Below are 23,116 nucleotides of genomic sequence, written 5' to 3'. Positions count from 1 at the left end.
CCTGTCCTCAGAGCTTTGCGTGCACGAGTTGCTGGGTATAGGGGTGCTGCGGGTCCTGGAACACCTGATCGGCGAGGCCCTGTTCCACCACCTCGCCATGGCGCATGACCATGACACGGTCCGCCATGGTGCGGATGACGCCGAGATCGTGGCTGACCAGCACCATGGTGATTTTCCGGTCGCGCTGTAGGCGTTTTAGCGTATCGAGCACCAGCGCTTGCACGGAAACGTCGAGGCCGGTGGTCGGCTCATCGAGCAGCAGCAGGGCCGGTTCGAGCGCGATGGCCTTGGCCAGCTGCACGCGTTGCTGCATGCCGCCGGACAGCTCGATCGGGCGGGCATCCATACGCGAGAGCGGGAATTCGGAAGCGTCCAGCGCTTCCCGCGCCTTGGCGCGCAGCACATCAAAGCTGCGTTCGCCGGCGATGAGCAGACGCTCAGCGACATTGCCGCTCGAAGAGTGCCGCATAAGAAGACCCATATGTGGGTTTTGGTAGACGATGCCGATATGCCTCGCGCAGAGCATGCGGCGTTCATAGCGCGTCAGGTCGAAGAGATTGCCGTCGTCACGGTTGGGGAGGCGCAGGGTGTAGTCGCCGTGATCAGGCGAATCCTCGAGGTTCATCATCCGCAGCAGCGTCGATTTTCCCGAGCCGCTTTCCCCGACAATGCCCATGACTTCGCCGGGATAGACCGTCGCATCGACATGGCGCAGGGCGCGGACGTCACCATAGGTCTTGGAAATGTCGCGCATCGTAAGAAGCGGTTCGGCCCGCATCAGGCGGGGTTCTGCGCGAGTCAGCGCCGCGGGGCTCATATCGAGGCTCATGCCGAAAACTCCCCATTGCGATACCAGGTTTTGCCGATCTCGATCGGCGCACCTTCCGCCTGCTGAATGGCCTTGATGCCAAGATTGCTGTCGGACACTTCGAAGGCCGAACCACCGCCATCGACCGGAAGCTCGTTCATGAAATAGCCCGAGACGCCGGAGCGGCGGCAGGTGAGATCGGCATGATGCTCGACCTGATAGGGGCGGTCGGAAAAGACCAGCGGCTCGACGCGGGTGAAAGGCGGCACGGCGAAGAGGCGCTTTTCGCGGCCGGCCGAAAGGAAGGTCAGGTGCTTGGCCATATTGAGCTTTGGCACGTCCCAGCGCGGAATGGGCGATGGCGTCATAACGTGGCGGCCATTGACCATGGAGGGATAGCCGGCGCCCTGCATGATCCTGCCCTTGCGGACGATCTGCTCGTAAAGCGTCAGCCAGAGTTTGCCGTAATCGGCATCGGCATGCATCTGCCGGGCGATGGAGATGTTGGGCTCGACCCCGCGCAGTGGCTCGGGATTGGGCACTTGCAGCACGAGGATCTGGTCCTCGCGCATCACCTCTTCGGGCACGCGGTGACGCGATTGCACGATGGAGGCAGCGAGCGTGTCCCAGGTTTCGCCGGCCCCCGAAACGCGCGAAATGAAGCGGCGGATCGAGGCGGCATTGACGCCGTCATCCGCGCCCTGGTCGATCACCTTTACCGTCGAGGTCGGATTGACAAGCGTGAGGGTCACCTGCAACCCGCCGGTGCCCCAGCCTCGCGCCATCGGCACTTCGCGGCTGGCATAGGGCATCTGGCAGCCCGGCACGGCGATGGCCTTCAGCATCTTCCGGCGCAGTTCACGCTTTGCCGAGGCGTCGAGGAAACCGTAGCTCGTCGCAGCCCAGGGTTTTGTCAGGGATGAAAGACTCATTCTGCGGGCTCCGTCTGGCGCTCGATAGCGCCCTTCTGTTCGGCTGCGGCTTTCTTTGCCTTGGCGTCGCGCATGGCGTCGAGCGTCGACTGGAAGGTCACGTAGTGCGGCAGCTTGAAGTGGATGCAGAAGCCCGAGGCCTCCACGCTTTCGGTGTGATACAGATAAAATTCTTCGTGGACGGGCGAGCCAACCGGGGCTTCGGCCGAGTTGAGATCGAGCGTTGCCGCCGCGATCACTTTCACCTCGTTCCAGCCGAAGGTCGCGGCAAAGCCGAGATCGAGAAAGCCGCCCTTTTCCTTGGACGTCACCTCGGCCTGGCTGACGCGCACGCGCCCGGCGGAAAACTCGGTGCCGCGCGGATGGCGCACCACCACTTCGGCTTCGCCCAAGCGCAGTTCATTGACCGTCGGATGGGCATTGCCGTAGCCGCGCATGGCCGAATAGCCGAGGGCAAGCACGCCACCGGTTTCGGCACGCGCCAGGCTTTGCAGGCGATGCGCACGCGAGGCCGGAAAGAGGAGCGGTTCACGCGTCAGGTCCGGGATGTCTTCTAAGGCCACATCGGGTTCGCTCGTCGGAGCAAGCAGCCCTTGCTGGCGCTGCCAATCGGCGAGCGACGGCTGTTGGGCCGGTGCCGGTTTTGCCGCTGCATCAACGGCAGGCGGCGCATAGGGTTTTCCTTCGAGCACGTCGGTCGCGAGCACGCGGTGCGAGTAGTCGAGCGTTGGCCCCAGAATCTGGCCACCGGGAATGTCCTTGAACGCTGCCGAAATGCGGCGCTGCGTGAGAATTTCATCCTGCTGCACCGGGCGGGCGATGGCGATACGCGGCTGGGTCGTGCGCCAGGCGCGCAGCACCAGCACGGCTTCAGAGAGCTCGCCGCCGGTCTGGGCGAGAGCCAGAGCCGCCAGTTCCTCGCTATAGAGCGAGGCTTCGCCCATCACGCGATCGATGAGATAGGGCATGGTCTGCTGGATGGTCTCGACACGGCTCGCGTCGATCGTGCCCAGATCCTGTCGGAAGAGGCGCTCAGCCTGTTCGATGGCCTTTTCGCCACCGCGGGTTGCTACATATGCCATTACAGCACCTCTACCAGGGTCGAGCGGGGAATGCCGATGACCGAGCGGCCATCAACGAGAAGCATGTCAAAGCCTTCGGGATAGGCGCAGAGCACGGCGCGCATGGCCCAGAAACCAGGCGAAATGCCGAGGGTCAGTTCCAGCACCCCATCGACGCCGGGGCCGGAAAGCCGCACGCGCTGACCCACGCCGTGGCGAACCTGGGCAACGAGCGTCGCCCCGTCGTCGGGATAAAGCGCGCTGCCGCAGCGGAGGGCGACAAGCCGAGCTTCGGCGCCCTCGAGCGAGGAGAGGAACACATGGTCGGCCTCAGAAATATCGTCGGCCTGAAGCGCGCCGGTCGCCGCGATCTGCGCCCGGAGGGCCGGATCATCGGCAAAGACCATGCATTCGAGATCCACCAGCGTTTCGGCAATGGTGGCAAGGCCCGCTTCGGGCAGTTCTCTGATATCGCCGGGGCGCGCGAGGGCCCACATCAGCGCCTCGAAAGTCGCATTGGCGCGCATTTCAATGGCGTCGGGAGGAGCAACGGTCAGCATCAGAACGTCTCCATTTCAACGCGCGTGGCTTCCACCTGCCGCATGCGGGCCGTGTCTTCAGCGACCTGATGGGCGCGTTCTTCGGCAATAAAGCTTGTGATAGCTGGCTCGTCGCCGGTCGCGGCAAGGCGCAGGTCGACGACTGCCATGGCCATGGCGCGTTCGAGATCGCGGTCGGTGACCATGCCGTAGCCGACATAGCCGGCGGCATCGGCGATATGGGCCTCGCTGACCAGCACTTCGCCGAGGTGAAAATCGACGTTTTCGACCGTGTCGCGCATTGGGACCATGACGAGCCCGGTGCGATTGGTGATGACCGAAATCTCGCCCATGCCCTCAAGCAGGGTTTCGGCTAGCGCTTTCAGAAGTGCCGGCCGCGCCCGCGCCAGAATGTCGAGCGTCGCTCCGTGAGCGGAGCCACCCGATGGTGTCTCGTTAAACATCATTGTCTCTTTCGGTAGTAAGCACGGTCGGCTGGTCGGTTTCGAAGGTGAACTGCACCCGGTCGCCCGCCCACACAGCCTCGGAAAATCCAATCGGTCGCCCATCGAGATCGGCGTCGACCTTTTGCACCACGAGCACCGACTGGCCGGCGCGCAGCATCAGCATGCTCGCCTCGCTTTCGGAGGCGAGGCGCGTGAAGACAGTAGTGCGTAGGCGCCGGTAATCGGTGATGCCGTAGGAATGATAGACCTTTGTGATCGACGACAGTTCCCGCCGCCGCTCGGGCAGGTCGGGGAAGCGGGTAGTGTCGTGATAGGCCCAGCCAATGCTGATCGGCAGATCATTGGCAAAACCGCGCCAGGAGCGGGCAAAAACCTTGGCTTCGGGCTCGATGCCCAATGCCGAGGCGACGCGCTTGCTCGCCGGAATGGTCATTTCCGCCAGCGTTTCGCCGGACGCGGTGAGACCCTGCGACATCAGGTTTTCATGAAAACGCGTGCGCGAACCGATGACGTAGTTGAGGAGTGGAGCGCGCTCGACAAAGGTACCGCGGCCGTGTTCGACACGCAGCTTGCCTTCGCTGACCAGGGCTGCCAGCGCCTTGCGCAGCGAGTGGCGCCGCGTGCCATAGAGCAGGCAAAGCTCGGGCTCGGACGGCAGGCGCGCATCCGGCGCAAGGCGTCCCGTGGTAATTTCTTCGCTGATCCGATCCCGGGTTTCCTCCCAGGAATGGCCTTGATTCCGCATTGCACCAACTCATTCGAATGAGCTGGTTTTAGTCGGGGTCAATGACACGCGCGTGACACGGCGCGGGCCAACCATGCGACGATCCGGCTTTAGCAGCGCCGTTCGAAAAACCGATGACGCCTTAGCTCTGCATGCGCTTGAGAAGGTCCGTCAGGTCCTTTGCGTGGGGGCTGGACTGCACGCGATCTGCAGCCAGATGCGGTCTATGAGCCCTGACATCGGAGGGACTGTAGGCAAATTCACGCCGGAAAGCGCGGCTGAATTCAGCAGCATCGTTGAAGCAGAAATCCTCGGCCACTTCGAAGATGCGCCGCCCGCTCAAGGGGTCGGCCAGCACCTTGTGCGCCGCAAGCAGCCGGCGCTTCTGGATATAGTGCATGATGCCGCCCGAGGCCTCGAAAAGGCGGTAGAGGCGGGAGCGGGAAACGCCGAGCCCGCGCAGGATGAAATTCACATCGAGCGCCGGATTCTGCAGATTATCCTGCACGCACTGTCGGGCGCGTTCGAGGAGGGCGTGGTTGATTAGCGCCCCGGCCTCTTCGAGGCGATCGGGCGACGGCGCAATCGCCGCAAGGAGCAGCGCGCGCGTGGCCGCCACAAGCTCGGCGAGGTCCCCCGGCTGCAGCTGCGACATGCGGCTTTCCAAGCTCAGCATATAGTCGGCAAAAATGCCGCCCATGCCGTCTTGCAGCAGCGTGAGCGAGGCGGCGTCGAGGAGGTGGGCGGCGTCGCGGCAGGTATCGCGCGGGACATAGAGCAGATGCGCCTTGCCCGCCGTGACCTGGCCATGGAAGGGATCGACGAGGGAGGTAAGTTGCGGAATTCCTGAAACATTTTCGAGAAGGACCCTGGAGCCCTCGATCGTGCATCGACCGGTGACGAAGAGCGAAACGACCCAATGATCCAATGGATCGCGCTTGGATTGCTCGGCGAGACTGGCAAAGCGCAGGCTGTCGGTTTCGATGGTCTGGAAGGCCATGCTGCCCAGATCCCAGGTGCGATGCCGGGCGCGAAAATTCCTGTTGTCCTGGCTCGGAAAGATGTCAAAGGCGGCGGAATGGACATCGCGCCAGGCGTCGAACCGATCCGCTACAGGCACTTCACTGGTTGAAAAATCGATAGGCCTCAGACCGATAGCTTCGTCATTCGGCGAATTCATCAGCGGCACAACCGGCTGATATCGCGGACGAATACTGGACGCATGGTACATTCTGACGCTCCCCCTCAGAGTTTCCCGACCTTCAGCGAAGGCGGAAAACTGCTGGCCGCGGGACCGCGCCACGCGGCCCGTCTGGCCCCAAAAGGGACTGGCCGCAACGGTGCGCGGCCAAGCCACACACAAACAGAAGGCAAGAAGCCAAAGCGCCAAAAGCCCGGCGCTTCAGAGGTTTGGATAGTCGTCTGCCGGGGGGCCGCCAAAGTGCCCTCGGGTTCCCGAACGCTCCTCCGCCGCTGGCGACGGCTGCTGCGAACAACCAGTCTAGCGTCGAACGAGAAGTTGAAAAAGCCAAATAGGCAGAATGACTATGCGAAAACTTTATCCGAATATTGCCGCCGCCGACAAGCTGCTTGCCCCGAATGGCCAGAGACACGCAATTTGCTGAGTGAGAGTATCATATACTTCCGCGAACGGATGTGCATTCCGTCCCAGACCTTGTCTCTGCGTTCCTATCTGGCCGATCCATCGCCGCGCGTTGGCGTCTATTGGCTAACAGACTGTTACCCTCGAGAGACGCAAACGCGCGAACAGGTGAAAATGGGCGAGATCTGACAGGCTCTATGGCTGGTCGCCGGTTATGTCCTTGTAGATCACCCCATCCTTCATGATGATGAGGAAGTTGTTTGCCGGATCGGCAACCAGGGTCAGGTCCTCGAGCGGATTGCCGTCAACGAGCAGCAGATCGGCATAGGCGCCTTCCTCGATGAGGCCGATGCGCCCGGGATAGGGATTGCGCTCGCCCGAGAGCAGGAGCAGCTCGCCATTGGTGCCCGTGGCCATCTGCAGCGCTTCGACCGGGGTGTACCATTCGAGCAGGTTGAGCAGCATGTTGTTCTGGCCGCGGGCCAGAATGGGCGAGAACAGAATGTCGGTTCCCCAGGCCGTCTTGAGGTCGTACTTCTTGGCAAATTCGTAGACATTGCTGGTGCCGTGCAGCACCTCATGGAATTTGTCCATGGAGGTGGGCGGCAGGCCCGCGCCGGCATTTTCGTCAAAAGGCTGGGTGCTGAGCCAGATGCCCTTCTCCGCCATCAGCTGCGCCGTCTCGTCATCGATCAGATGCGCGTGCTCGATGACTTTTACCCCAGCATTGATCGCCGTTTGCACCGCCTGCGGGGTATAGGCATGGACGCCGACATAGGTGCCCCAGTTCGAGGCGGCTTGCACGGCGGCCTCGATTTCCACATCGATAAAGGTCGACGCGTCGAGCGGGCTGAAGGGCGAGGCCACCCCACCGCCGGCCGTCAGCTTGATCTGGGAGGCGCCCTGCATCAATTGCTCGCGGGTGCGCATGCGGACTTCGTCGGGACTGTCGACCACCATGGCCATGCCGGCCTCTTCCATCGGGGTCAGCTCCCCGATCTGGCGCGGCAGATCGGCAAAGGTCCGGAAATCGCCGTGCCCGCTGGTAATGGTCAGCATCGCACCAGATGGATAGATACGTGGCCCGGGGATGAGGCCCTGGTCGATGATCTTCTTGAGCCCGAAGGCCGGACCGCCGAGGTCGCGCACCGTGGTAAAGCCGCGCATCAGTGTCGCCGTCGCCTCGACGCCGGCAACAAGATGCGTATAGCCCATGTCGGCAAGGCCGGTATCGGGGGTGACCCCGATCAGCATGGTATGCCAATGCGCGTCGATCAGGCCCGGCATCAGCACCTTGCCCTCACCATCGATCACCGTGGCGCCGTCTTCGCTGATTGCAGCGGTCGAAATCCCGGCGATCTTGCCGTCCTTGACCAGAACATTGGATGGGCCACTCAGCGCATCCGACTGCCCATCAAAAATCATGACATTTTCGAACACGACCGGGGCTTTTGCCGTCTGGGCAAGGACAGCCGGCGCCGCCGCCAGCAGAGCCGCTGCCGCAACAGCCGGACCAACAAAAAACAACGACACCAGTGACTTGGCCTTAGAGACACTCATGGCACGCAGAGCTCCTTACACTTCCGGGAGGCAAAGCTTAGCCGGATGAGGAGGCCCAACAATCGCACAAAATCCCAAACTGCAGCCTGCCGTCCCAACTGTGGCAGGACAGATCACGCGCGCTGGGCAGTTCACGTCATCTCAATCGCGGTGCGGCCCTCGGGTCAGGCCCGAGGGCAGCCCAGTGTTTTCGGACTCACGGGGGCTGGGACAGTGGCAGGATCGCTGCCAGTGCCCATTACCAGACCTTGACCGAGGCAATCGCCCCCTGCAGTTGCCGGCTCAGGTTCGACATGTCGCGCCGTATCGAAGTGCAATTGCGGAAATCCCGGCCCGTGCAGAGATCGACGCTGAGCGAATTGCCGTGGATGGCGACCGAGGCGATCCGGTTGCGCCAATTGCCCAGATTGGCATTGCCGTTACCAGGCCGCAGGCAAAAACTGTCACCGCGGAAATTGGGGCGATCGTAAAAACAGGCGCGCGCCGGACCAGCGTCAAAATCGAAATCGGGCCAGGGCATGGGCGGCGGCGGGGCAGCGATGAGGCGCATCACATAGGATTGGGAGAGCCAGCCGGTATCGCGCCCGGCATTGACGAGGCACCAATTGCGTTCGCAACGGACGATCGTCACCTCTTCGCCCGAGCGCACCACGCGGATCACGGCATGGTTCGTGCCCGGCCCGTTGCGCAAATTGACATTGGCAACCGTGACCGCCGGCCCGAACATCTGGGCCAGGGCCGGCAGGGACAGCACCAGGACGGCAAAGACCGCCATGGCAAACCGGACAAGCGTTCTAATCATCGTGAGACCTCCTATCGGACGCGGATCACTTGCTGCTTGTGCCGTCAAACCGGCTTCCTGACGAGCAAACCTGACCGCGCCTGCACAAATCCAAAATAGTAATTTTCGATTTGACTGACGCTATCACAGACAAAAAGCCGGACAACGCCACATGAAGATGGATTCTGAAAAGATGGACGGAATGCCAAGAATGTGGACTGCCGGACAAGAGTTTCAATTACTTCCTTATTGATCGAATTGCTTGCATGCGTGCCGAGGTTACACGGCCCACTTTGACGGAATGCGGGGCTCGTTATGCGGGGAGTGTCTGGCGCTACCGAACCGCTGATCGGTGGCTTCAGGCATCGGTGGATGGGGTGAAAGCGCACAAGGTGAGCGCCTTCTCCTAGGGGAGCGGGGAGATGAGGTGTCGGCCGTCGCCTCGGCCCTCACGGCAAGGGGGGAGCGGTCACTTTAGCGCCTTGTGGCTCCCCACCCCCACCCTCATTCCCTCCCCACAGGGGGGAGGGAGCGCTTGCCTCAATGACACGGCTCTTTCGTCTCCCTCCCCCTTGTGGGGAGGGATTAAGGGTGGGGGGTTCCGATGCGTCACAAGTGAACAGTTCCCGCGACGGGGCCAAGGGAGTGTCCGCTCTGGATGCGTCTTGTTGCCGTGACGCCTTCTAAGACACGGCGCGTGGAGCGAAAGCGCTCTGAACAAAGCCTTCCCTTACGGGGCGGTTGGGAGGGGGCGCCGGTCGCACAATGCTACGACCCGGCCCATCAAGGGTAGACGGGTGCATCGCGCGAAAACCCTCAGCCGGCGGGGCCACAATAGCCAAAACCCAAAAGCACGAGTGGCATTTTCGCGGGCAACGAAAGTTGGAAAGCGGGACGCCAAGCCTAGTGTGGGGACGCCTCGCCATTCTCCTCACGCCCCTGTGAGCGCTAGCCTCATCCGGCTCCAAAGAGGATTTGTGTTTTGTTGGAGCCAGTTAGGGGGCGGCGGTATGGCGGGAACTGACAAGGGGAAACTATCGCTCAATGCGCTGACGGCGATGGTCATAGGGTCCATGATCGGGGCCGGCATCTTTAACCTGCCGGGACGCTTTGCGACCGCAACGGGACCTTTTGGCGCCATCATCGCCTGGGCCATTGCCGGCACCGGCATGTATATGCTGGCTCGCGTTTTCCAGTCGCTCGCGACCCGAAGACCCGACATCGATTCCGGCGTTTTCGCTTATGCCAAGGCCGGTTTCGGCGACTATATGGGGTTCCTGTCCGCCTTCGGCTATTGGCTCGGGAGCTGTCTCGGCAACGTCTTTTACTGGGTTCTTATCGGCTCGACGCTCGGACGTTTTTTCCCTGAGCTCTTTGGCGATGGCAGCAGTCCCATTGCCATCATCGTGTCGCTGGCCGGCATCTGGGCCTTCCATTTCATGATCCTGCGCGGCGTCGAACAGGCCGCCTTCATCAATACTGTCGTGACCATCGCCAAGATCGTGCCGATCGTGGTGGCGGTCCTGATCTTCATTTTCTTCTTCAACTACAACCAGTTCTCCGAAAACTTCTTCGGCGGCCTCAACATGCCGGAAAAGAGCCTGGTGGCGCAGGTGCGCGACACCATGCTCATCACCGTCTTCGTCTTCCTCGGCATCGAAGGGGCGAGCGTCTATTCGCGCTTTGCCAAGAAGCGCGAGGATGTCGGCAGCGCCACGGTGCTGGGCTTTGTCGCCGTGACCGGCCTGATGGTCGCGGTCACGCTCCTCCCCTTTGCGACCGCCCCGCGCGCCGAAATTGCCGGGGTGGCGAACCCCTCCCTTGCCGGAGCGCTTGAACTGGTCGTGGGCCATTGGGGCGCCGTGTTCATTTCCATCGGCGTGCTGGTTTCGGTGCTCGGGGCCTATCTTGCCTGGTCGCTGATCTGCGCCGAGGTGATGTTCGCCGCCGCCAAGTCGCAGGACATGCCAAAGATGTTCGCGGCGCAGAACGACAATGGCGTGCCGGCCAATGCGCTCTGGCTGACCAATATCGTGGTCTCGCTCTTTGTCATCTCGACCTATTGGTCGGCTGACGCCTTCAACTTCATGCTCGACATGACCAGCGTCACCGCGCTCCTGCCCTATCTGCTGGTGGCCGGCTATGGCGTGATCGTTGCCCGCCGCGGCATTGGCTATGAGCCCAATGACAGCGAAAGGGGCATGGACCAGATCATTGCCTGGATCGCTGTCGTCTACACGCTCTTCATGTTCGTGGCCGCGGGGCTAAAATATGTCCTGCTCGTCGCCGTGCTCTTCGTTCCCGGAACCCTGATCCTCTATTTCTGGGCCCGCCGCGAGCAGCGCGCCAAATTCTTTACTCCGGTCGAACTGATCGTCTTCGGCGTCACCGTGCTGGCAGGCATTGCGGGCACGATCGGCCTTTTGACCGGCACCATTACCCCCTGATCGAGGAGCTTGAAGCATGGAAACCAGTTTTGGCGTCCATTCCGAAGTCGGCCAATTGCGCAAGGTCATGGTTTGCGCCCCCGGCCGGGCGCATCAGCGGCTGACGCCTTCCAACTGCGACGACCTGTTGTTTGACGACGTGCTTTGGGTCGATGTGGCCAAGCGCGACCATTTCGACTTCATGAACAAGCTGCGCGAGCGCGGCGTCGATGTCGTGGAAATGCACAATCTGCTCGAGGAAACCGTGGCGCTGCCCGAGGCGAGAGCCTGGATTCTCGACAACCAGATCGCGCCCAACAAGGTGGGGCCCGACCTCGTCGACGATGTCCGCTCCTATCTCGATGGCCTTTCCAACCGGCAGCTGGCCGAAACCCTGATCGGGGGCCTCTCCACCTATGAGTTTCCCGATGATATCGGCGGGGAGCGCATGAACCTGGTGCGGGACGCCGCCGGGGTGAACGAATATCTCCTGCCCCCGCTGCCCAACACGCTCTACACGCGCGACACCACCTGCTGGATCTATGGTGGGGTGACGCTCAACCCGCTCTATTGGCCGGCGCGACACGAGGAAACGCTCCTCACCAGCTCCATCTACAAGTTCCATCCCGACTTTGCCGGCAAGGTGAATGTCTGGTGGGGCGATCCGACCAAGGAATGGGACCTGGCGACGCTCGAAGGCGGCGACGTCATGCCCATCGGCAAGGGCAATGTGCTCATCGGCATGAGCGAGCGCACCTCGCGCCAGGCAATCGCCCAACTGGCGAAAACCCTCTTTGAAAAGGGCGCGGTGGAACGCGTCATCGTGGCCGCCATGCCAAAACTGCGCGCCGCCATGCATCTCGACACGGTCTTCACCTTCGCCGACCGCGACTGCGTGCTGATCTATCCAGATATCGTCAATCCCATCGAGTGCTTCTCCTATCGGCCCGATGGCAATGGCGGGCTGGAGCTGAGCAAGGACAAGGGCGGGCTGGTCGAAACCGTACGCGAGGCGCTGGGGCTCTCAGCCATTCGCGTCGTCGAGACGGCGGGCAATGATTATACCCGCGAGCGCACCCAATGGGACAGCGGCGCCAATCTCGTCTGCGCCTCGCCCGGCGTCGTCTTCGCCTATGACCGCAACACCTATGTCAACACGCTGCTGCGCAAGGCGGGCATCGAGGTCATTACCATCTCGGGCTCCGAGCTGGGTCGCGGCCGTGGCGGCGGCCATTGCATGACCTGCCCGATCATCCGCGACGCCGTCGACTACTGACCGGTTCCAAGACACTCAATCCGAGGTGCAACATGTCTAGCAATTTCTGGGAAGTTCTCTGGCTGATCCTCTCGACCTTCTTCCTCATCACCTATCTCATCGTGCTGTTCCAGATCATCATCGACCTGTTCCGCGACCGTGAGATCGGCGGCTTTGCGCGGGCCATCTGGGTGATCGCACTGATCTTCGTGCCCATGCTGACAGCGCTCTTTTATCTCCTCATCCGCGGCAGCGGCATGGGGCGGCGGCAGATCCAGGCCAGTCAGGAGGCAAGGGCGGAGGCCGAAACCTATATCCGCAATGTCGCCGGCACCTCGCCAGCCGAACAGATCGCCCGGGCCAATGGCCTCCTGAAGGACGGGGTGATCTCCGAGGCCGAGTTCAACGCGCTCAAGGCCAAGGCGCTGGCATGAGCGAGGCGGGTCGAGATGGCTCAACGGGAGTTGCCGGCATGACCGACAAGGGCCCGGGCCATGACCAGGATCACAATCATGATCAAAATCATGATCGAGATCACGACCCGATCATCCCGATTGTCGATGTCATCGTCGCGCAATTGCGCGAACGGGCGGGGCGGCCTGACGCCGCCCTGACCTGCGCGGACCTGCTAGGGATGGTCGGCGAGCGTTCGCATGTGCTGGCGATCATGCTTTTTGCGCTGCTCAACCTCCTGCCCGGCCCGCCCGGCTACAACTTTCTCATGGCCGTGGCCATGTTCGCGGTCGGCATATCCATGCTGCTGCGCCAGCCACTGAGCTTTGGCAGCTGGTTTGGCCGCATGCCGCTGCCGCTCAAAGTCATCAAGAAGCTGCTCGAGGCGCTGGCCATGATCGTGCGCTGGGTCGCAAAGATTTCGGCGCCCCGCTGGCGCGGGCTGACCGGACCGGGCGCCATGCCCTTCGTGGCCGTGATCGCCATCATCCTGGCTCTGGTCAACATGGCCCCGGTGCCGTTCATGAATCTCATTCCTTCGGCGGGGCTGGCCGTCATCTGCATGGGCGTCCTCAACCAGGACGGCATCGCTGTCCTCGCGGGCGTCGCCATCGGCGCCCTGGGCACTCTGGTGGCGCTGGTCGCCATCTGGCTGATCTTCGTGCTCGCCTTCGCCCTGGGCGATATCGTCGAGCATGTGGTGGAGGGGGATGACCCCTGACGGGATAGGCCGGCGCCTCCGGGCACGCGGCAGAGCATGAAAACCGGCCCGCAGGGCCAGAACGACACACAAGTGCAAGGAGTTACCAAATGGCGGCGTCTTCCAAGCGTTGGGCGGTTACGTTCAGCCTGTTGCGCGGCGCGCTACTGCTGATCGGTGGGCTTGTCGCCATGTTTCTCCCCGACTACGCGCTGAAGGTCGTGGTGGTGGTCGGCGGCACGGTGCTGCTGGTCGATGGCGTGCTGGGGGCCCTGGCGAGCCAGAATTACGGCATTGAATCGAGCTGGCCATTCTGGCTGAGCCTGGTGCGCGGCGGCCTCGCCGCACTGGCCGGCATAATGCTGCTCCTGAGCCCTTTCCTTGCGGGCATGCTGACCCCCGAAGTCCTCTCCTGGGTGATCGGGCTCGGCGCCATTGCCGTGGGCCTGACGGAAGCCTTCATCCTGATCCGCTACCGCAAGAATTTTCCGCCGGTCTGGACCTCGGTTGCCGGCGCCGCGATCTACGTCGTGCTCGGCGCCCTGCTCATCGCCCTGCCGATGACTGGCGCGCTCCTTCTGATGCAGATCGGGGGCGGCCTCGTTGCCCTTTTTGGCCTGATACAGATCGTGCGCAGCTGGGGTGCGGCCAAGGAACGGCTGGCGCGGGGCTGAACGTTTGCCGTTTCCGAGGAGCGCCGCCAAATGCAGCCATCAGCGCCACCCAGAACCATCAGGGAGCCCTCGCTTGTCGATGCACTGATCCCGCTCGCCGTGCTGGCGGTGCTGATTTCGGCGGCGGTCTATCTCTTCGGCAACGACGCCATGGAAGGGCCGCTGCAGGTGGCGCTGATCTTTTCAGCGCTCACCGCCGCCCTCATCGTGCTCAAGAATGGTCACTCCTGGGAGGAGGTGGCAGAGGCCGGTCGCAAGGGCGTCTCCTCCGTCGTCAGTGCCATCTTCATCCTCTTTGCCATCGGCGCGCTGATCGGCGCCTGGAACATGGCCGGCACCATCCCGACCCTGGTCTATTATGGCATCATGGTGATGAACCCCGACTGGTTCTACCCCGCCGCCTTCCTCATCTGCGCGCTCATTTCCTTCGGCATTGGCAGCTCCTGGACCACTGCCGGGACCATTGGCGTCGGCCTAGTCGGCCTCTCCATCATGGTGGGTGTCTCCGTGCCGATCACGGCGGGCGCGGTGATTTCCGGTGCCTATGTGGGGGAAAAAATGTCCCCGCTCTCGGAAACCGCCATCCTCGCCGCACAACTGACAGATACGCCGATCCATACCCATTTGCGGGCCCAGGCCTGGAGCTCCATTCCCGCTTTGCTCATCGCGCTTACCGGCTTCATCCTCTTCGGCGCCTTTGACGGCACGTCCGGCGCCAGCGACGCGCTGATCGATTCCGAATTGGCCGCCCTGTCGCAGCTGTTTTCGATCACGCCATGGACCCTGCTCCCGGTGGTCCTGCTCGTCGCGCTTTCGGCGCTAAAAGTTCCAGCTTCCCTCGCTATCGCCTCCTCCGCGCTGGCCGCCGCCATCCTGGCGCCTTTCCTGCAGTCCGACGCGGTGCTGCGCTTCGTCAATGCGCCCGACCTGCCCCCGATCGTGGCCCATATCAAGGCCGGCTGGCAGGTGATGGCGACGGGGTTCGAGGCCCGATCCGGCATCGAACAGGTGGATAGCCTGCTCTCGCGCGGCGGCATGGCGAGCATGCTTCTCACCATCTGGCTCATTCTGGGGGCGCTGGTCTTCGGGTCGCTCCTCGACGAGTTCGGGCTGCTGCTCAAGCTCGTGACCCCACTGATCTCGCGGGCCAAAACCACCGGCTCGCTTGTTGCCACCGTCGTCGGCTCGGCCCTGGGGCTCAATGTCGTGGCGGGGGACCAATATGTGGCCGTGGTCCTGCCGGCACGAATTTTCAGCGCCGAGTTCAAAAAGCGCGGCCTTGCCTCAAGCAATCTCTCCCGCGCCGTGGCCGATGGCGGCAGCGTCACCTCGCCGCTGATCCCCTGGAATTCCTGCGGCGCCTATATGGCGGCCGTGCTGGGCGTGCCGGTGCTGGTCTATCTGCCGTTTTGCCTCTTCAATATTGCCAGCCCCCTCATGACCCTTCTTATTGGGGTGACAGGCTGGCGGGTGGTAAAGCTCGGCAAGGAAGAAGCGCGTCCGGACGCCATTGCCGGCTAAGCGCTGCGCGATTTCCAGGTTTCAGTCTCAACAGAACTTCGGCCGGGCCTGGAGGCGAACAACTAGGCCAGCGCGGAGAGGAGTTCGGCCAGATGGGTGACCGTGGCCGGCCGCTTGCCGACCGGGCGCACCGGGATCAATCGTCCCTCATGCCGCGCTTCGCTGGGGCTATAACCAAAATGGCGCTTGAAGGCGCGGCTGAATTCCGAGGGTTCGAGAAAGCCGCGCTCGGCCGCGATCTCGTAAATGGAACGCATATCGGTGCCGGAGGACAGGGCGCGATGGGCATCCTGCAGCCGGGCCGCGCGAATATAGTGCACGACGCCGCCCAGCGGCTCGAAGAGGCGATAGAGCGCGGTTCTAGACATGCCCAAATGGCGGCAAAGCTCCCGGACACCAAGCTGGGGCGAGAGCAGGTTCTGTCGGATGAAGCGTTTGGCGCGCTCCAGCTGCGTCGCCTGCAGCACAGGCATGGCTTCGGCCAGTGTATCGGGGCCCGGCGCGGTGCAGGCAATCAGCATGGCCCGCGTTGCCGCCACGACGGCAGGCAGATGTTCCGCGCCGAGCCGCGGCAATTGCCGCTCCAGCGAATGCATATAATCGGCCAGAAGCCCGCCGAGCTGGGAGGCGACATGGCGCTCATGCAGTGCATCGAGGCCCCGCGCCCCTGCGGGACAGAAATCGCGCGGCACGACCAGGGCCACGGCATCGAAATCGGTCGTTGAACCGGCGCTGACGCGGTGCATGGATCGCACATAGCAGAGCCCCGCGCCCGCCCTGTGCCCTGCTTCCGAACGCATGCTGCCCCGCCTTGGGGCAACCAGAAGCCAGTGATCCACCGCATCCGCCCGCAAGCGGATTGCATCGCGGCGAAAATCGAGGGCCGGCATTGTCGTATGGGTCAGGGCCAGAGGCCCCAGATCCCAGGCCAGCGACCGCGCGGAAAAGCCCCTTTCAACGGGGCTGCGCGGGGTCATCGCCACGAGCGGCCGCATGATCGAAAGCCAGGCATCGAACTGGTGCTCCCGCTCGACACTTGCCGTGGTAAAGACATAGCTCGGAACACGTTCGGCCGTGGCTGCCTCATCCATAGCCCAACTCCCGGGAAACTGCCGCGCCGCAGGTCATCTGGCACCATCCAAGCGCTGGACGGGCATGGACCCTCGCAGGGTCAACGCCCTGCCGCCGCACAAACTCTGATGGCGCACTGCCCGAAACGGCCGGAAAATGCCAACGGGCGAGCCTAAAGCGCGTCGCGATCTCAAGGATTCGCTCCCGGCGCTTTAGGTCCTTGTTGTTGCGCAGGTCTTTGTCCCGAAACCGGTGTTCGCTTTCGGGAGACAGGTTTTAGAAGCGGTTCGCCGTGAACGTACGCCGGGAGACGCCGGCAACGGTCGGATGATAGGTGCAGCGCAGGGCCCTGATGCTGAGCATGTCGCCGGCAAAGGCGCCGCTGATCGCGCCCATGAAGTTCGCCGTGGGCCGGCAATCGACCGCCGCAGCTTCCCAGGCCCGGCGATTGCCGCAGGACGTGCGATGCAGATCCATGAAAATGTCTCGACCCGAAACGTGCCAATCCATGCGGCCATCGCAGCGGGCGCCGCCGCCGCGAACAGTATAGGTGCCGCGGCGCTCGAAGCAGAAGGTCAGCCGATAGGGGCCAAAGAGGGTTTCATTGGCCCGGAAGCAGCCATTGACCGCGACGCCCCCGGGATGGTCAGGCACCATGACCATGGGCGCTATGTCTTGCCCAAACGTCGGAGAAGCGAGGCCGGCCAACATCGTTGCAGCCGCGAAAAGTAATTTGAAACCGATGCCTTTCACGAGAATGCACTCCTCCAAGCGTCGAGCGGTCAGTCCTGCTCAAGGCAAGTCTAGCCAATGCATGGGGTGGTTTTGATGTGCATGGCGTCCCGCAACTTTACCCCGTGTCCCTATTTGCAGAGCTGCCGGGAGCGATCCTTTCCCCAGCGCTCATTCTTGGATTAGCTAAATCCCTGCCGTGCATTTCAAGAAGAGAGAATTCATGACCCAGGATCACGAAGAGGGTTTTGATCGGCGCGATTTCATGATCGCCTCCCTGGGGGCCGTCAGCGCCGCCGCGGCGCTGATGACAAGCCCGGCCATGGCACAGGACGCCGCGACGCCGAAAACCGAAGGCGGCACCGTTTTTACCGGCGATATCATCAGTGGCAAGCAGGTGATCTCGGCGCTCGATATCGAGACGCTCGAACCGGGAAAGCACTTTTTCTATTTCCAGGGCGTGCAGATGCCCACCGGCCAGCACTGGTATGTGTCCGTTGCCGTGACCAAGGGCGAAAAGCCGGGCAAGCGCGTGGGCCTGATCAGCGGCGTGCACGGGGATGAAATGAGCCCCATCCACACCATTCAAAAGGTGCTGGCCGAGCTCGATCCCGCGCAAATGTCGGGCAGCGTACTGGCCGTGTTCGACCTGTCGCGGCCCGCCGTCGAAGACATGACCCGCCGCTGGCATAATTCGGGGCGCGGCATGGACCTGATCGACATGAACCGCCTGTTCCCCGGCAATGAAAACGCGCCCGACGCGCCGGTGCGCCATGCGGGCCTCGTCTTCAACCGGCTGCTGCGCAATAATCTCGACTATGCCATCGACTTTCACACGGCTGCGACCGGCATGGACGCCACATCCTTCCACCTGGCGCGCATGGACCTGCCCGAGGTGCGCGCCATGGCCGAGCTCTATCCAATCGACCATATCTTCGACAACATCGCCTATCCCGGCATTCTGCCCAATGCGCTGATCGATGCCGGCATCCCCTCCTTCACGCCCGAAATCGGCCGCCCGCGCATCTTTGACCACGAAATGATTCCGCTCTTCGTCGAAGGCACGATGAATGTCCTGAAATATCATGGCGTGATTGCCGGGGAGATCGGGCGGACCGGGAAGGACAGCGGCGTTTTCATCGGCGACGCCATGGCGCCTGTCATCACCACTCATGGTGGCTTTGTCGAACTGCTGGTCGAACTCAACGAGGCCGTCGAAGCCGGGCAGAAGGTTGCCATTCAGCGCAATACATTTGGCGAAGTGGTCGCCGAATATACCGCGCCGCGCAGTGGCGAAGTGCTGGCGCGCCGGACCGACGCCACCTGCGAAGAGGGGATGATCATCCTCTCCTTCCTCTTCGACAGCACCGTGCCGGAAGGCGGCGACCAGATCGTCGAATGAGCCTTTTTTGGGTCGGGCCCTGCCCGGCCCCTTTCCATCAACCTGACTTTCGGGAGTTAGTCTCATGACGATCGGATTTCATCGCTTTTTCAGGGGATCGCTGCTGGCGGTTGTGCCGCTGATGCTGGTCGGCGCGGCGGAGGCCGCAGGCTGGACGGCGCGCGGCAATGAGCCGGGATGGCATGTCGAAGTCAGCGATACCGCGATCAGTTTTTCCAGCATGGAGGGCGAGACTTTTTCCATCGAGCCGGTGCCGGAGCCGGTGCGCGCGGAAGATATTGAAGTCTATACGGGCGCGGCCGGCGATGAGGCCTTTACGCTCGTTGCCATCGACAAGATCTGTACCGACAATATGTCGGGCATGCCTTTCCCCAAGGCCGTGGTGGTGACGATCGGCGAACGAGCGCTGGTCGGCTGCGGCGGCGATCCGCTGAGCCTGCTGGTCGGGGACTGGAAGGTCGAGGAAATTTCGGGCGAGGCGGTCATCGCCAACTCGGAAACCTCCCTCGCCTTCGATCTCGACGGCAGCATCCACGGCAATGCCTCGTGCAACCGCTTCTTTGGCGGTTTTACTCTGACCGGCGAAGGCCTGACCCTGTCGCCCGGCGGCGCCACCATGATGGCCTGCGATCAGGGCCTGATGGAGCAGGAACAGAAATTCCTGGCCGCGCTTGAGAATGTTAACCGCTTCGAGAGTCTGCCGGATGGCGGGTTGCGGCTGGTGGATGTGGAAGGCAATACGGTTCTTGCCCTCCGCCAATAGCGAGCGAAGTCAGGCCCGCGCCTGCTTCCAGACATAGCGCCGGTAAAGGGTCGAGCGATCGACCCCGAGGGCCCGCGCCGCCGCCGACAGGTTGCCATTGTGCCGCGCGATGGCACGGCGCATGGCCACTTCGGTTATGTTTTCGATGTCGCCATCGGGCAGGGATGGTTCCGGTGGCTTTTCTGTCATGGCGGGGAGCGATGCAGCAGTGATCGGCTCGCCCGGATCGTTGAGGGCGGCCATGGCGCGCAGGCACCCGACGAGCTCGCGAAAATTGCCTGGCCAGTGATAGGCGGCGAGCTGTTCGAGCACCGGTTTTGGCAATTTGCCGTGGCGCTGGGCGACCTGCGACCACAGCGCTTCGATGAGCGCGGGGCGGTCGCTGCGCTCGGCGAGCGATTGCAGCGTGATCGTATATTGGGCGATGCGAAAATAGAGATCGGCGCGAAAAGTGCCGGCTTCGACCATCGCCTGTAGATCGCGATTGGTCGCGGCTATGGGCACGAAATCGGCCTTTTGCGGTGTGCCGCCGCCGAGCGGGGCGACTTCCTTGTCCTGCAGGACGCGGAGAAGGCGCGACTGCAAAGCGAGCGGCATGTCGCCGATTTCGTCGAGAAAGAGGATGCCGCCTTCGGCCTGTTGCACCAGACCCCTCGCACCCGACTTTTTGGCGCCGGTAAAGGCGCCGGCTTCGTAGCCGAAGAGCTCGGCTTCGATCAGGCTTTCGGGCAGCGCTGCGCAATTGATGGCGATGAAGGGTTTGCCCGCACGACTGGTTTTGGCGTGGAGGTGCCGGGCAAAGACTTCCTTGCCGGCGCCGGTTTCCCCGGCGATGAGCAGGGGGATTTCGGCATTGACGAGCCGGATGCCTTTGGCGAGATCGGCCTGGGCTTCGGGCGAGAGAATAGGGCCGTCGTGCCGGATGCGAGTATCGCGTGAGATGGTGCCGGTGACCCGCAACGGCGTTGCCCGCGGCTGGGTGACGGCGGCGAAAAAGCGCTCGCCATTGCGGCTGCGGAGGACGCCATTGTCGACCGCGAGCGCGGCTTCGGCGAAGATTTCTTCGCTTGTGGCTTTGCGCAGCGCCTTGCGATCGAGCCCGACCAGATGCAGCGCGCGGCGATTGCCAGCGACCAGCTTTTCGCCATCGAAGACCAGCACGCCCTCGCGGGCCGTGCCCAGGAGATCGGCGGAGCGATGGAAGCGGACGACGGTCATTTCCTCAAAGGCGCGATTGAAGAAGCGGTGCTCGATCTGTTCAACCGCGAGGCGAACGAGGCCCATGGCATGGGTGTGTTCGGCCGAGGCATGGCCCGACATGTCGAGCACGCCGGCCAGCTTGCCATAGGGGTCGAAGATGGGTGAGGCCGCGCAATGCAGGATTCCATGCGGCTCGAAAAAATGTTCGGCGCCGTGCACTTCGATGGCGCGGCGTTCGGCCAGGGCCGTGCCGATGGCATTGGTGCCGGTGGACATTTCGGACCAGGCGACGCCGGGGCGCAGCGCCACCCGGGCGGCGCGGCCGGCAAATTCGGGACTGCCGGCGGTGTCGAGCACGAGGCCCTTGGCATCGGTGAGGATGACGACGCTATCGGTGAGCTTTGCTTCCATGCGCAGCGACACGAGTTCGGAGCGCGAGAGCAAGCGCAGAGTTTCGTTCTGCTCGTGAAGGCCGCGCAATTCGGCGGCGCTCATGGGTTCGGCGAGCACGGTGCTGCCGGCATCGAGCCCCTGTTCGGCGCAGCGTTGCCAGGAGCGCAGGATGGGCGCCGGGACCAGGCCTTCGGGCAGGTCCAATCCTGAGAAGAATTTTTCGCGAGCGGCGGCCAGAGCCACCTCGGACGCAGTGTTCATCCTCGTTTCCTCCCAGTTGTGGCAGTTTGCAACAGGTGTTGCATCCGCCATCGCCTCTGGTTGTGGCAAAGTGTTGCATCCGGAAATTCAATCCGTCCAGCCAATTGCGCATCACGAAAACTTCGGCTGTTGCACCAATGACTTGGCCGATACTGGCATGGCGGTTGCAATGAGTGAGGCATCCAAAAAGGGAGGATGCCATGAACAAACCGGAATTCGTCGGCCAGCGGACCAAGTCTCCGTACAAGGCCAAATATGGCAATTACATCGGTGGGCAATGGGTCGATGCCGTCGACGGCGAGACCTTTGAAAATACCTCGCCGGTGACTGGCCAGGTGATCTGCGAAGTCGCGCGCTCCAAGGCCGCCGATGTCGAAAAGGCGCTCGATGCCGCGCACAAGGCGGCACCGGCATGGGGTCGCACCTCAGTGGCGCAGCGCGCCGTGATGCTCAACAAGATCGCCGACCGGATGGAGGAGCATCTGGACGAAATCGCCCTGGCCGAGACCTGGGACAATGGCAAGCCGATCCGCGAAACGACCGCCGCCGATATTCCGCTCGCCATCGACCACTTTCGGTATTTTGCCGGCGCCATTCGTGCGCAGGAAGGTGGGATTTCGGAAATCGACCGCGATACGGTGGCCTATCATTTTCATGAGCCGCTGGGGGTCGTCGGGCAGATCATTCCGTGGAATTTTCCGATCCTGATGGCCGTGTGGAAGCTGGCCCCGGCCCTTGCCGCGGGCAATGCCGTGGTGCTGAAGCCGGCCGAGCAGACGCCGGCTTCGATCCTTTTCCTGATGGAGCTGATCGAGGACATTCTGCCCCCCGGCGCCGTTAATATCGTCAATGGCTTTGGGCTCGAAGCGGGCAAGCCGCTGGCTTCGTCCAACCGCATCGCCAAGATCGCCTTTACCGGCGAGACGACGACGGGACGGCTGATCATGCAATATGCCAGCCAGAACCTCATTCCGGTGACACTCGAACTTGGTGGCAAATCGCCGAACATCTTCTTCTCGGACGTGGTCAACGAAGATGATGATTTCTTCGACAAGGCGCTCGAAGGCTTCGCCATGTTCGCGCTCAACCAGGGCGAGGTCTGCACCTGCCCGAGCCGCGCGCTGATCCAGGAAAATGTCTATGATCGCTTCATGGAGCGGGCGATCAAGCGCGTGGAAGCCATCAAGCAGGGTTCGCCCTTCGAGATGTCGACCATGATCGGCGCCCAGGCATCGAGCGAGCAACTCGAAAAGATCCTGAGCTACCTCGACATCGGCAAGCAGGAAGGCGCCAAGGTTCTTACCGGCGGCGAGCGCAACAATCTCGAGGGTGAGCTTTCGGGCGGCTATTATGTGAAGCCGACGGTCTTTGCCGGCACCAACAAGATGCGGATTTTCCAGGAAGAAATCTTTGGGCCGGTGGTTTCGGTGACGACCTTCAAGGACGATGCCGAAGCGCTCGAAATCGCCAATGACACGCTCTATGGCCTCGGCGCCGGCATCTGGACCCGCGATGGCAACCGGGCCTATCGCTTCGGCCGCGCCATTCAGGCCGGTCGCGTCTGGACCAATTGCTACCACGCCTATCCCGCTCACGCGGCCTTCGGCGGCTATAAGCAATCGGGTATCGGCCGCGAAAACCACCGCATGATGCTCGACCACTACCAACAGACCAAGAACATGCTGGTTTCTTACTCCCCCAAGAAGCTCGGCTTCTTCTGAAGCCATACCGTTGCGCTCCTCCCAAGGCGCAGCCCCCAGGGATCACCCCCTGGGGGCATCCACGGGAGG

Annotated in this window: 21 protein-coding genes; 9 read left to right on the top strand and 12 right to left on the bottom strand. The window is 62.6% G+C overall.

Features of this window, described 5'->3' with window-relative positions; translation table 11 throughout:
- Window positions 1-7: 7 nt before the first annotated feature.
- The 9 genes from ACSQ2A_RS16650 to ACSQ2A_RS16610 all read right to left on the bottom strand — a co-directional run bounded on the left by ACSQ2A_RS16650 (window position 8) and on the right by ACSQ2A_RS16610 (window position 8,496).
- Complete coding sequence (locus ACSQ2A_RS16650; RefSeq protein WP_436073133.1) at window positions 8-829, bottom strand: ATP-binding cassette domain-containing protein; 822 nt, start codon at window positions 827-829, stop codon at window positions 8-10.
- Window positions 826-1,740, bottom strand: coding sequence for an alpha-D-ribose 1-methylphosphonate 5-phosphate C-P-lyase PhnJ (locus ACSQ2A_RS16645; protein ID WP_436073132.1), 915 nt, complete (start codon window positions 1,738-1,740; stop codon window positions 826-828). Before ACSQ2A_RS16645 ends, ACSQ2A_RS16650 begins: the two co-directional genes overlap by 4 nt.
- A complete protein-coding gene (locus ACSQ2A_RS16640) occupies window positions 1,737-2,822 on the bottom strand; it encodes a carbon-phosphorus lyase complex subunit PhnI (RefSeq protein WP_436073131.1) in 1,086 nt (361 codons plus the stop codon). The genes ACSQ2A_RS16645 and ACSQ2A_RS16640 overlap by 4 nt, the downstream gene beginning before the upstream one ends.
- Entirely contained in the window at window positions 2,822-3,361 is a 540-nt protein-coding gene (gene phnH / locus ACSQ2A_RS16635) for a phosphonate C-P lyase system protein PhnH (protein WP_436073130.1), read from the bottom strand. Before phnH ends, ACSQ2A_RS16640 begins: the two co-directional genes overlap by 1 nt.
- Window positions 3,361-3,804: a phosphonate C-P lyase system protein PhnG gene (locus ACSQ2A_RS16630; protein ID WP_436073129.1), complete on the bottom strand. Its 444-nt coding sequence runs from the start codon at window positions 3,802-3,804 to the stop codon at window positions 3,361-3,363. Before ACSQ2A_RS16630 ends, phnH begins: the two co-directional genes overlap by 1 nt.
- A complete protein-coding gene (gene phnF, locus ACSQ2A_RS16625) occupies window positions 3,797-4,552 on the bottom strand; it encodes a phosphonate metabolism transcriptional regulator PhnF (RefSeq protein WP_436073128.1) in 756 nt (251 codons plus the stop codon). Before phnF ends, ACSQ2A_RS16630 begins: the two co-directional genes overlap by 8 nt.
- A gap of 121 nt (window positions 4,553-4,673) precedes the next feature.
- Window positions 4,674-5,762 (bottom strand): helix-turn-helix domain-containing protein, encoded by a 1,089-nt coding sequence (locus tag ACSQ2A_RS16620; RefSeq protein ID WP_436073127.1) that lies wholly within the window; start codon window positions 5,760-5,762, stop codon window positions 4,674-4,676.
- Window positions 5,763-6,329: 567 nt separating this feature from the next.
- Window positions 6,330-7,694 carry an amidohydrolase family protein gene (locus ACSQ2A_RS16615; protein WP_436073126.1) on the bottom strand — a complete coding sequence of 455 codons (1,365 nt, stop codon included), beginning with the start codon at window positions 7,692-7,694 and terminating at the stop codon, window positions 6,330-6,332.
- 238 nt (window positions 7,695-7,932) lie between these two features.
- Window positions 7,933-8,496, bottom strand: coding sequence for an SH3 domain-containing protein (locus tag ACSQ2A_RS16610; protein WP_436073125.1), 564 nt, complete (start codon window positions 8,494-8,496; stop codon window positions 7,933-7,935).
- Between the two features lie 989 nt (window positions 8,497-9,485).
- Between ACSQ2A_RS16610 and ACSQ2A_RS16605 the strand changes: the two genes are divergently transcribed.
- The 6 genes from ACSQ2A_RS16605 (at window position 9,486) to ACSQ2A_RS16580 (ending at window position 15,504) form a co-directional block, all read left to right on the top strand.
- Entirely contained in the window at window positions 9,486-10,922 is a 1,437-nt protein-coding gene (locus ACSQ2A_RS16605; protein WP_436073124.1) for a basic amino acid/polyamine antiporter, read from the top strand.
- Window positions 10,923-10,938: 16 nt separating this feature from the next.
- Window positions 10,939-12,177, top strand: a complete 1,239-nt coding sequence (locus ACSQ2A_RS16600; protein ID WP_436073123.1) for an arginine deiminase — start codon at window positions 10,939-10,941, stop codon at window positions 12,175-12,177.
- A 32-nt stretch (window positions 12,178-12,209) separates the two neighbouring features.
- Window positions 12,210-12,590: an SHOCT domain-containing protein gene (locus ACSQ2A_RS16595; protein ID WP_295412835.1), complete on the top strand. Its 381-nt coding sequence runs from the start codon at window positions 12,210-12,212 to the stop codon at window positions 12,588-12,590.
- A 38-nt stretch (window positions 12,591-12,628) separates the two neighbouring features.
- Entirely contained in the window at window positions 12,629-13,330 is a 702-nt protein-coding gene (locus ACSQ2A_RS16590; protein ID WP_436073122.1) for an exopolysaccharide biosynthesis protein, read from the top strand.
- 89 nt (window positions 13,331-13,419) lie between these two features.
- A complete protein-coding gene (locus ACSQ2A_RS16585) occupies window positions 13,420-13,983 on the top strand; it encodes an HdeD family acid-resistance protein (RefSeq protein WP_436073121.1) in 564 nt (187 codons plus the stop codon).
- A gap of 30 nt (window positions 13,984-14,013) precedes the next feature.
- Entirely contained in the window at window positions 14,014-15,504 is a 1,491-nt protein-coding gene (locus ACSQ2A_RS16580; RefSeq protein ID WP_436073120.1) for a Na+/H+ antiporter NhaC family protein, read from the top strand.
- 62 nt (window positions 15,505-15,566) lie between these two features.
- Here the strand turns inward: ACSQ2A_RS16580 and ACSQ2A_RS16575 are convergent, their stop codons facing one another.
- A complete protein-coding gene (locus ACSQ2A_RS16575; RefSeq protein WP_436073119.1) occupies window positions 15,567-16,595 on the bottom strand; it encodes a helix-turn-helix domain-containing protein in 1,029 nt (342 codons plus the stop codon).
- Between the two features lie 256 nt (window positions 16,596-16,851).
- Window positions 16,852-17,238, bottom strand: a complete 387-nt coding sequence (locus ACSQ2A_RS16570) for a hypothetical protein (RefSeq protein ID WP_295412848.1) — start codon at window positions 17,236-17,238, stop codon at window positions 16,852-16,854.
- A 292-nt stretch (window positions 17,239-17,530) separates the two neighbouring features.
- Here ACSQ2A_RS16570 and ACSQ2A_RS16565 point away from each other — a divergent pair, with 292 nt between their 5' ends.
- On the top strand, window positions 17,531-18,709 hold the full coding sequence (locus ACSQ2A_RS16565) for a succinylglutamate desuccinylase/aspartoacylase family protein (protein ID WP_436073118.1): 1,179 nt from the start codon (window positions 17,531-17,533) through the stop codon (window positions 18,707-18,709).
- Between the two features lie 64 nt (window positions 18,710-18,773).
- Entirely contained in the window at window positions 18,774-19,472 is a 699-nt protein-coding gene (locus ACSQ2A_RS16560; RefSeq protein WP_436073117.1) for an META domain-containing protein, read from the top strand.
- A gap of 9 nt (window positions 19,473-19,481) precedes the next feature.
- Here the strand turns inward: ACSQ2A_RS16560 and ACSQ2A_RS16555 are convergent, their stop codons facing one another.
- Window positions 19,482-21,326 (bottom strand): sigma-54-dependent Fis family transcriptional regulator, encoded by a 1,845-nt coding sequence (locus tag ACSQ2A_RS16555; RefSeq protein WP_436073116.1) that lies wholly within the window; start codon window positions 21,324-21,326, stop codon window positions 19,482-19,484.
- A gap of 200 nt (window positions 21,327-21,526) precedes the next feature.
- Here ACSQ2A_RS16555 and adh point away from each other — a divergent pair, with 200 nt between their 5' ends.
- Window positions 21,527-23,047: an aldehyde dehydrogenase gene (gene adh, locus ACSQ2A_RS16550; protein WP_436073115.1), complete on the top strand. Its 1,521-nt coding sequence runs from the start codon at window positions 21,527-21,529 to the stop codon at window positions 23,045-23,047.
- Window positions 23,048-23,116 lie beyond the last annotated feature (69 nt).

The organism is Devosia sp. LjRoot3 (assembly GCF_964252865.1).
GTDB lineage: Bacteria > Pseudomonadota > Alphaproteobacteria > Rhizobiales > Devosiaceae > Devosia.
Note: the sequence above shows the minus strand (reverse complement) of the source record. Positions and strands in the feature narration are given on the sequence as shown.